This window comes from Rhodoferax sp., assembly GCF_028688795.1.
Lineage (GTDB): Bacteria > Pseudomonadota > Gammaproteobacteria > Burkholderiales > Burkholderiaceae_C > Rhodoferax.
On sequence record NZ_JAQTXM010000059.1, the window covers coordinates 1 to 9852 of the forward strand.

Below are 9852 nucleotides of genomic sequence, written 5' to 3' on the forward strand. Positions count from 1 at the left end.
GAGGTCGAGGTAATACTGCTCGGTGTCAGGCGCTTTGGAGATGAACTGGCCGTTGACTGTTTTGACGATCTCCCGCAGCGTAGTCTGCACAGCGGTGAGCAGATCGTCGGCCGGGTCGCCACCCATGTCCTCAATGCCGGGTTGGTACAGGCACAACGTGTCCCGCAGCTCGACAGCAGTTGGCCCGACTGGCACGTAGATGTCGCCGCCGGTGGTGAGTCGGTGCACCGACAGCCCAGCGATCACGCGTTGTGCCATGGCTTTATAGGGTGGGCGGGTGAACGCTTTGAGCACGCGCTCGGTCAACACCTCCGATACCTTCAAGACCGGACCGATGCTGGGGTCTGAGCGGAGCACTGAATTTGAGGTCACGGTGTCCCAAAACTTGTCATAGCCGATAAGGCCTGGGCGGTCATTGGGAACCTCGTCATTCAAAACAGCCTGGATCTGGTCGCGCAAAGTCACCAGTGCGCCTCGTTTTTCTGTAAAGATTAGCCGCTCAAAAGTGCCGATGTACTCTGGGTGAACGGGGAACAGCCGCACGTACTCGTCCATGCGCTCGTTCATCGAGCTGTAGAACTTGGCGAACTTGGTGAGGTAGGTTCTGATCTTGTTTTGCTGGTCAGCGGTTTTTTTCAGCAGGCGTTCGGCGACCACAAAGCTGACATCTTGTCGAGCCAGCAGAACTTGAGTGAACCGGTCCTTGACACGCCGCAGGCTGTCGGCGACGTGCTGGAAGCGGTTGCTGTCAAAGATGGCATCTTGGACACCAGCCACAAAGCGAAAGCGCAGGTGCTTGGTGACTTCACCAATCTCGCGAAGGAAAGACAAATCCAGCACCAGATCGTGATCTTTGCGAGACCGCAGGTAATCCAGAAACTCGTCAACCACCAACAGCACGCCGTGGTTGGGGTGAACCTCGGTGAACGCGGCCATCATCTCCTCAAAGGCCGCCTTGTTGTTGACCACCTTGTCAGCGGCCGGGAAAGAGTAGCTGACGCCTTGCTTTTCAAGGAAGTGTTCAAGTTCCTGGGTAATGATGTCCCGCAGCGACATCTGACTGGAGATCTCAATACGGTGAACCTTGAATTTGCCAGCGATTTTCTCGGCTGCGGTCGCAACCTTGGGATGTCGGATCATTGGCAGGTAAGCCGCGTCTTCAGCCACCAAGGACAACACCGACATCAAATGTGACTTACCTGTGCCGTAGTTGCCGACCACCAGAACGCCCATGTGGTCAACGGACTCATCAAAAGAGAGTTGCGGAATCATCTGCTTGGCAATTCGCTCGGCCATGTCATCTGACATGACGTAGGTTGTTACCAGTTTTTTAGCTTCAATGGGCCTGTTGGCGTCAAGCAGTTGAATGACTGATTCGATTGGTTCGAATTGAATGAGATCGCTGTAGCGCATATTCTTCTCTCTCCCTGTTACTAAATTTCAAAAGGCACCAGACCAGCGATGCCGTAGTCCTGGTGTTCTGAATGTCCCATTTCGGCATAAGTTAGCCGTCCATCGCGCAGTTCGCCAGGCCAAACAGCCACGACGCGTTTGACATGGGCGTGCCGTTTCAGCAGGTCCAGTGGATCGAGCTGAAGCGACTTGTCAAACAAGAGCTCAAGGTTGTCCAGCAGCAGCAAATCACCCGTGGCATGCTGATCGGCCAATTCACGCAGGATGGTCGTGGTCTGCAGATGGCGTTGTCTTTGTGGAATGGTCGCCAGACGACCGCCCAAATCAGCCCCGACATTCAGCGGCTTGACACCCATGATTTTTGCGAGGGACTGCAGCAAGACCGTCTTTCCCGAACGAGGCGCACCAATGAGCAGAACGAGTTTGCTTTGCAGGGCGCCGACTTCATCGACAAGATGCACCAATTTTTCGATCATCTGGGGCCTCCGTCAGTTCGTTTTCCGTCAGATCGGGGTTGATCTGGTGAGCGGTAGCCTGGGGCCAGAAGGGCATTCTTGACGCCATATAGGGCCAAGGGGTCTTTCAACCACAGACGATATTCAGGTCCGCTCAGGTTGTGATCAGGAGAGCAGTCCACGCTCCACTTGCGCAGCACATAACCAGCTGTGGCTGCACGCAGATTCATTTTGAGTACGCCTTCACGCATACCGTAATCCAGCATGGTGATTTCTGGTCGTAATTGATCTGGATGGGGAACCAGTTCCAGTTCCACGATTCGCGTCCACTGAATATCTTGATCCGCGCGTTCATTTGCGCTAACTGGAGCATCCTTCAAAACATCGGGGCCCTGAATCCGGGTCAAGACAAAGTCCCGGAACTCGCCTGTTTTGCGATCAAAAGCGCGGGTGTGCCAGCGCAAGCCAGTGTCCAGTAAGGCGAAAGGGACGATTTCTCGCTCGCTTTTGCCATTTTTGACTGATTGGTACTTGATACGCAGCGGGCACTTGTGGCTGATTGCCCTTGTGACGCTGGCCAAGACGCTGAGGTCAGGTTGACCAAGTTTGTTGGGGATATCGCAGGTGATGCCGGTGCGGGATCTGACGGGCTCTCCATCACCAAAGCCTTCAGACAACCAGGTTAAGACCCTCTCAGTCGGAAAGTCAAACATCGGCTTGAAAGCTCGCCCGATGATGTACATCTTGGAGCTGCCGTCGTATTCGATATTGGCCGGCGCCAACTCTTTATATAGCCCAAGGTCACGCGTAGCGGCTGCGGTCTGGATTCCGAAACGCAATGCCAGGTCTTGACGGCGGATTTCGCCCACGAACCATAACCGTAGCTCGATGTACGCCATCCGGTCGCGCTGGGCGTGGCCAAGGTCTTGCAGGCGGTTAGTGCTCATCTTGAGTGACTTGTTTTCCAATGGGCGGAAGTAGATCGCTGTGAGTATAAGGTGGCGATTGTTGTGTGTCATTATGATCACACGATTAAATTATCAGCATCAAAATGATGCTGATTTAAGTATGACTGTGGCTACAAGGGGCTAACATTTATGGCTTTTCACCCAATCAGGGTTCGCAGCATCGTTCGACTTCTTGCAACAAGCAAACCGGCACGCTGAACGGATGCTCGACCGATAGAAGTCAAGCGAAGCGCGACGTGGTTGTTTGACTTGGGTCTCGGGGCAACGCCCTGAGCAGGGGGCCGCTGCCAAGTTTTTTGCGCAGCAGAAAACGTGGGCACAAGGCCCTTACCCTGCACAGTGCAGTCTCTGTTACTCCCACGCTGCTAGTGAATTGATTCGCCTGTCAGCACGACTGTCGTTGGATTTTGTTTTGCCTGTCGATTCGGGTATCGCCAGCAGCAATGACGGAATTGGCTCGCCTGTCAATATGCGTGTCGTGGCTTTTATATGTCACTGTCCTGCCCGACGTGACGGACACGTTTGCTGGTTCCCCGGCTACTGAATCAGTTGCGTGAACGGCTGATAGCTCTCGGGAGTCATTGGCAATGAATGTTCTTGACCGCCCGGACACTCAGGGCACACACGCCAGTATGCCGTCCGGTGACTAAAGTTGCCATTTATGATCAACAGTCAATATGACTCGAATCCCACAAATCATCCCCGACGCTTACATTGACCGTGAACAGGCCCTGGTGAAGCACAAGTTACTTGAAGCGTATCTTGAAAAGATGATCCTCATCATCGGCATGAGTGCCAAACGTGAGCGGAGTGTGGAAATCGGGTACGTTGACTGCTTTGCAGGCCCTTGGGGTGATGAGTCAGAGTCAATGGCTGGCACTTCGATTGCCATTTCGTTGCAGACCATGGACTCGTGCCGGAATAAACTTGCGGACATGGGTGTTCAAGCGAACATACGCGCTCTCTACATTGAAAAAAGCCCGCGTGCCTTCAATCGATTGAATGCATACCTTCAATCTTCAACACCAGAAGGTATCAACTCGAACTGCCTCCAAGGGAGTTTTTTGGATCTCCGCGATGACATATTGACTTGGTGTGGTAACCAGGCATTTGTGTTTTTCTTCATCGATCCCAAGGGATGGAAGGACGTGGGTGTGGATCAATTGCGCCCATTGCTTCAAAGACCCCGGTCTGAATTTTTGATCAACTTCATTTATGACTTTATCAATCGTACAGCCGCGATGGCCAGTTGGGAGACTGACATTGCAGCATTTCTCGGTACAACTCGCGAAACGGTTCAAGCGTTTGACGGCCAATTGCCACACGAGCGGGAAAGGTTGCTTCTGACCAGTTACCGTGAAGGATTAAAAAGTCGTGTGCCATCCCCAGCCAAAAACGAATATCGTCCGCGCACTGGCTACGTTCGAGTGATGGACCCAAGCAAAGAACGCCCCAAATACCATTTGATCTACTTAACATCTCATCCAAAAGGCTTGATTGAGTTCATGGAAATTTCACAGGGCGTTGACCTAATTCAGAAACAAATTCGAGCTACAAAGAAATTCGACAAACGAGAGGCGGACTCGGGCGTGCGCGACATGTTCTCGGACGAGCCAGCCACAAACACTGAATCGGTAACAGTTGACGAAACAGCCGTTGATGCCTATTGGGTGAGACTTTTATCCTCTGGTATGCAGGCGATTGGTCAAACTGCGTTTGCGGACATTCTTGAAGAAACGGATTGGTTGCCAGATACCCTTCAAACATCCCTGTCACGTTTAATCGCCACCGGACAAGTCATCAATTTGGACTCCAAAACCAAACGCCCGAAGCGGCCACTTCATTTTGAAAAAACCGAGCGGCTACAGCTGACTGTAGCTCATTCCGGGTAAGGAAATCAGCGACATTTGAGATGACCGTTCTAGCACGTCGTTCACTTTCACGGAATGTCCTTTGGCTCTTTTAACACCGTCTGTCGATCTGACCAAGAGATCACCGCAACGGATCGCTGGGTCGAGAACATCTCGAATCATGTCTGCCGTAGCTGGTGTCAGGCTTCCCATTGAATCCAGCAATTGGGAAAATTGGGTTGGCTTTCCGTTGTAAATAGCTGGCACTAATTTCTCAATCAATCCAGACTTACAGCGGTCGGCTGCCAGTGCGTCAAACTGATGACTTTCGCCCAATTCAAGTGCATCCTGCATGGTGGCGTTTCGGTCAAGGTTCGCTTGATACCCGAGCGTGAAAATATCTGGTTCTAAATAGTGTGAAAAGTGATTGGCAGACTGCCAATGAAGTTCCATCATGACATCACGCGCCTTGGCACTGTTTGAAAGATGAATGAACCAATACGTCCATGACGTGTTGCCCATTGGCGTGATATAAAAAATGGTGAAGTTTTTTGCGCCACTGGCCTCGATAAGTCCTTTGGCCAGGTTACGTTGAATGGCCGCTCGCCATGTGGCAGGTGGTGCTGACCTCAAGGCTTCCAGTGCGATCCAATCAATGTGCGCGTCCATCCCCATTTGAGCCAACTTTGCTCGGCTTGCCTCGTTGTCAGAGAGAAACGAAATCAGAGAGTCAACGGCGAAGGTCAGGATAATCTCTGCACCCTTCACTTGCGAAAAAATCGATTTAAGCATTGGCCCGGTCACTTGATCATAGGCATATTGATCAAGAAGAAAAATTGCCCTCTCACCCCCAGCGCGTCGTTGGATGTCGGCAATGATTCCGTTCGCCTTTTCCTGAAATGTACCTTTCAGCAACTCGATGTCAGAGCCAAATCTTGGAGCGGGAAACCGAGCACGCAACATCTGATCAAGATAGTCGAAGTTGGATTTTATTTTTTCAACAAAGTAATACTTAGCATCAACCTTTCGAGGCTTTGAGCGGCCAACATTTAGCTCGACTTCTTTGGCTGCAATGGTGGTCAACGCAATCAGTGGTGACCCTTCATGAAACTGCGTCCCGTCCACTGATGAATATTCGCCGCCACCGGCAAATCCATCAACAATGGACAGCGTGAGTTTTTCCATGTTGTAGTTGCTCATCAGCACCTGGATGTAACGTTCCAAGTAACCCCGCACAATCTTGTGCTTCACCAAACTATGGGGATCGATGGGCGGGGGTAACGTGCCGATTTCCCAGCGGTATTTGTCTGCGCGTTTGACCATGGGTGTGCTGTTGTTAATTTAATTTAGCAAGCCACTGCCCTGTCCCTGTCAGTCAAGCTTGCATTTGCATGCCTACATTCTCGGGCATTGCGTCCCAGGTGCGCCCGTTCAATAACCGACCATTTGCGGCCTTTGCTCGCTTTTTTCCATCAACACCCCAGCCGCCCCATTGCTTGAAGAAAAATGCAACACCCTGATCTTCACATTGCGCACGCACCGAATCTGCCCACTCCTGTTTCATGGGTCGAGCTTTTGGCCCCGATTCGCCGCCAACAATCACCCAATGAATGTTTGTCAAATCAAGTTCACCAACGTCTTCCAGAAGTGGCTCTACAGACAGAAAACGGATATGCGCAGGTACTTTGCGCAAGTGGTTAATTCGTGGCACACCTTGCTTGCGGTTCTCCACTGAGACACCAAGCCATGCATTGGCCGGCGCTGGACGTGTTTTGAAGTAGCGTGCCATACGTGCAGCACGTTTTGTCAAGATTTGATACGTGTGGTGAGGTGTTTGTTGGATAACACGAAAGACGGCATCAATGTGTTCATCCGGAACCAGGTCATGAAACAAATCCGACATCGAGTTGACAAAGTACGTTGTCGGTTTCTTTCGTTTTAGAGGATCGTCCAATCGCTGCGGCAGAACAACTAGCTCAAAACCTTTTTCGTAACCTGGCGTACCCATCGCTTGCAATCGATGTGCCATCGCTTCGGCATAACAATGTTTGCATCCTGCGGAAATTTTGGTGCATCCAACTGTTGGATTCCAAGTTTGCTCTGTCCACTCAATTCGACTTGTAGCCGTCATTTCTTTGCTCCTGTTGTGGATGTAACTTGTATTGGTTTCTCTGAAACATAGTTTCGGACGATGCCTTGAACAATGCCGAAAATTGACAAATCAGTTTTAGGGTGAATCGGCGCGTACTTTGGGTTGTGCGCCATCAGCACAGGACGCCGGTTCTCATACCTCAACTCTTTTAGAGTAAATTCGCCATCCACATCTGCAACCACAAATTGCCCGCCATGTGCGGTCTGTGACCTTTCGACTACGGCGAAATCACCATCAAATATTCCAGCGTCACACATGGAGTCACCCTTGACCCGAATCACCACAGAATTGGATGGCTTGCCAAACAGGAAGCCTTCAAGAGTGAAAGTCTCTTTAGTCCAAGTCTGAGGATCAATCGCATCGGGCACGCCAGCTCGAACGTGCATGTCCATCAGCGGCAATTCGAAAAAACGACGTAGTGGCACCACCTTGCCTCCGTCAACCATTTTGAAGTACCCGGTATCACTCAAACGTCGAACAAGCTGAACCGCCGCGTTCTTGGTCTTGAACCCAACCAAGCGACTGATGCCCGCATACGATGGCATGCACTGATTGGTAGCGAAGTGATCTCTCAGTCGCTTGAGATGAGTTTCGTCGTTGTTGGGGCGGGCCATTTGCTTATTTTAGTGTACGAACGTACATTAACTTAACTTAAACAGGTTAAAATCATTGAATGGAGCCTAAAATAAAATTTCACTCACAAGGACTTGGCAATGACATCAGTACATGAGGTCGCGAAGTATTTCCTGACACTCGGGGACGAAGATGCCGGGGACTTTCTGTCTAACCTCAAGTTGCAAAAGCTGTGCTACTACTCGCAAGGTTTCCATTTGGCATTGTTTGGCAAGCCTTTGTTTTATGACCGCATTGAGGCTTGGCAGCATGGGCCAGTGGTGCCCGATCTGTACCATTTATACAAAGTCCATGGTTCGGGGGCAATCCCTATGCCTCATGGATTCGACATCACTGCGATTGACGAGCCGGTGCGCGGGTTGCTGAATGAGGTCTACAACACGTACGGCCAATTTTCTGCCTGGAAGTTGCGCAACATGACACATGGTGAGGCACCTTGGGTGCAAGCGTTTGGGCGCGGTGCGGGGGCAGAGATTGCAACTTCGTCAATGCAGGATTTTTTCAAGACGCTGCTGGTTGAATAAGCGAGCGTGATGGGCAAGCACATAAAAGCCCTTGGCTCGCAGTCGGCAACAGGACGCTTCAAGACGACTGAAAACGCCAAACCCAGTCCCAATCAATTGATACCCAAGTTTTCGCTGGAGTATCTTCAAAAGAGCCACTGTTTGTCGTTGTGCTCCAATCCAAGGACGAGAAAGCTGCATTGGCTGATCGTCTGCATGAACTAAGCCAATTGACTTGGCAACAGATTCAGCAAGCGCCCCGCCACGGGCAAGGTAGTGAGACGATAGCGAGAACTTCAATGAAGGTTGTTGTTCCACCCTCCATTACCGAAGATACGCCCATCCTGTCCTTTCGATTTAGCGGCAAGGCTCCCATGGTTGGTTTTCGGCGAGAAGAGGTGTTCTACGTGGTGTGGCTTGATCGGGCTTTTGACGTTTATCCACATTGAGGTCTTGATTGAGGCGTTACTCGGGTCGCGGGGGTATGATCTCTGCGGGTCTTAACTGTCCCCGTGCTTTACCTCCCTGAGCACGTCCCGTTTACGGGATTCGACCCGGTCTCGTACCGGGTTTTTTTTGATGCCCCTTCGCTATGAAATTCAAGCTCGTCCTCACACTCCTGTTGTCCAGCGCTTTACTTTGCGCTCATTCAACCACAATCACCGGACAGGTAGTTGGTGTAACTGATGGCGATACGGTGACTGTGATTGACGCATTCAACACCCAGCACAAAATCCGTTTGTCCGGGATTGATGCGCCCGAAAAGAAACAACCTTATGGGGCGCGATCAAAACAAAGCCTGAGTGACCTAGTGTTTGAAAAACAAGTGACCATCGAAAGCGACAAGAAAGACCGTTATGGGCGGGACATCGGGAAAATCCTTCTCGCCACCGGGCAGGATGTAAATCTGGAGCAAATCACACGCGGTTTTGCCTGGCATTACAAAGAATACCAGCGAGAGCAATCAGCTAACGACAGAAAGCTTTAAGACTTCGCTGAACAAGAAGCTCGCAACGGCAGACGTGGCTTATGGGCTGATACCGAACCGTTGCCGCCTTGGGAATATCGGCATAGCAAACGTTGATTTTTTTGGCTTTGCACTGCAAATATCACCCAAATGGGGGAAGTATTTTCCAACTCAGGGACAGTAGATGGCCGGTGGACTCATTCGGCCAACCTACCAGATATCCCTCACCCTGCACAATTCAGTTGCGGCTACCCCCCACGTTGCTGGTGAATTGATTCGCCTGTCAGCGTGCCTGTCATGCAGGTTGTGCCTGCTGTCGTGCCGCCTGTCGCACCACAACTTGCACCCTGTCGGTATGGGGATTATGCAAAGCATCAGCTCAGAAATCGATTCAATTCTTCGTGAAGAAATTGAACTTGCCCAAAAGGACGACCCCGCTCTGATCGTGCGGTCGGCCTTCGAGGTCATTGAAGATTTTTTGGGTCAGGGCATGTCGCTGGAGAGAATCGCATCTGCGCTTCAAAAACATGACATAAAGATCACCAAGGGGCACCTTGTTCGCCACCTTGGCATAGTTCGGGAAGAGCGCGGGCTGAAGCCATTGACAAGAGGCAGAAAATCCAGGTCCCCTGGCGCTTCAACCCAGGCCACATCAATGTCCGACCCTCAAATTCAGCCGCCTGCACCGGCTAAAGCTTCAAGTGCAGCGCCATCCTCTGCCCCTGCTGCTGAAGCCGACTCTGCGCCCATAGCAACCGGTCTGACTTGCAGCTCTGCCGAACAAGAAAAGTTGGTGGCCATGGGCACGGATCGGACAGTCAGAAAAAATGGCGCAACCCACCGAATTTTTGCAAGTCAAACCACATTTCCAGACGAAATCACCAGGCTCAAATTCATCGAAGTGAAAGGCG

General features: G+C 51.3%; 10 protein-coding genes and 1 pseudogene. 4 read left to right on the top strand and 7 right to left on the bottom strand.

Annotated features, from left to right (window positions below; translation table 11 throughout):
* From PHQ58_RS22325 to PHQ58_RS22335, 3 genes are all read right to left on the bottom strand, one after another.
* On the bottom strand, positions 1–1413 hold a 1413-nt coding region (locus tag PHQ58_RS22325; protein WP_300115839.1), incomplete at its 3' end, for a DUF6079 family protein.
* A gap of 20 nt (positions 1414–1433) precedes the next feature.
* A complete protein-coding gene (brxF, locus tag PHQ58_RS22330) occupies positions 1434–1889 on the bottom strand; it encodes a BREX-3 system P-loop-containing protein BrxF (RefSeq protein WP_300115842.1) in 456 nt (151 codons plus the stop codon).
* On the bottom strand, positions 1886–2815 hold the full coding sequence (locus PHQ58_RS22335; protein ID WP_300115858.1) for a WYL domain-containing protein: 930 nt from the start codon (positions 2813–2815) through the stop codon (positions 1886–1888). The genes brxF and PHQ58_RS22335 overlap by 4 nt, the downstream gene beginning before the upstream one ends.
* A 698-nt stretch (positions 2816–3513) precedes the next feature.
* Between PHQ58_RS22335 and tcmP the strand changes: the two genes are divergently transcribed.
* On the top strand, positions 3514–4728 hold the full coding sequence (gene tcmP / locus PHQ58_RS22340) for a three-Cys-motif partner protein TcmP (RefSeq protein WP_300115845.1): 1215 nt from the start codon (positions 3514–3516) through the stop codon (positions 4726–4728).
* Here tcmP and PHQ58_RS22345 read toward each other — a convergent pair.
* The 3 genes from PHQ58_RS22345 to PHQ58_RS22355 are packed head-to-tail and all read right to left on the bottom strand — an operon-like array spanning position 4699 to position 7452.
* Positions 4699–6009, bottom strand: a complete 1311-nt coding sequence (locus PHQ58_RS22345) for a three-Cys-motif partner protein TcmP (RefSeq protein ID WP_300115847.1) — start codon at positions 6007–6009, stop codon at positions 4699–4701. The two genes, tcmP and PHQ58_RS22345, sit on opposite strands and share 30 nt — an antisense overlap.
* Positions 6010–6061: 52 nt before the next feature.
* The gene (locus PHQ58_RS22350; protein ID WP_300115848.1) at positions 6062–6817 is read right to left on the bottom strand and encodes a DUF5131 family protein; all 756 of its coding nucleotides are present in this window, start codon (positions 6815–6817) and stop codon (positions 6062–6064) included.
* Positions 6814–7452, bottom strand: a complete 639-nt coding sequence (locus PHQ58_RS22355; protein ID WP_300115851.1) for a LexA family transcriptional regulator — start codon at positions 7450–7452, stop codon at positions 6814–6816. The genes PHQ58_RS22350 and PHQ58_RS22355 overlap by 4 nt, the downstream gene beginning before the upstream one ends.
* Before the next feature lie 99 nt (positions 7453–7551).
* On the opposite strand from PHQ58_RS22355, the gene PHQ58_RS22360 reads away from it, so the two are divergent.
* Positions 7552–7995, top strand: a complete 444-nt coding sequence (locus tag PHQ58_RS22360; RefSeq protein ID WP_300115853.1) for a Panacea domain-containing protein — start codon at positions 7552–7554, stop codon at positions 7993–7995.
* Here PHQ58_RS22360 and PHQ58_RS22365 read toward each other — a convergent pair.
* On the bottom strand, positions 7957–8292 hold the full coding sequence (locus PHQ58_RS22365; protein WP_300115855.1) for a hypothetical protein: 336 nt from the start codon (positions 8290–8292) through the stop codon (positions 7957–7959). The two genes, PHQ58_RS22360 and PHQ58_RS22365, sit on opposite strands and share 39 nt — an antisense overlap.
* 274 nt (positions 8293–8566) lie before the next feature.
* Between PHQ58_RS22365 and PHQ58_RS22370 the strand changes: the two genes are divergently transcribed.
* Both PHQ58_RS22370 and PHQ58_RS22375 read left to right on the top strand, forming a co-directional pair.
* Positions 8567–8962, top strand: coding sequence for a thermonuclease family protein (locus tag PHQ58_RS22370; RefSeq protein WP_300115857.1), 396 nt, complete (start codon positions 8567–8569; stop codon positions 8960–8962).
* A gap of 343 nt (positions 8963–9305) precedes the next feature.
* Positions 9306–9852: pseudogene (locus PHQ58_RS22375) on the top strand (hypothetical protein); the annotation flags it as partial.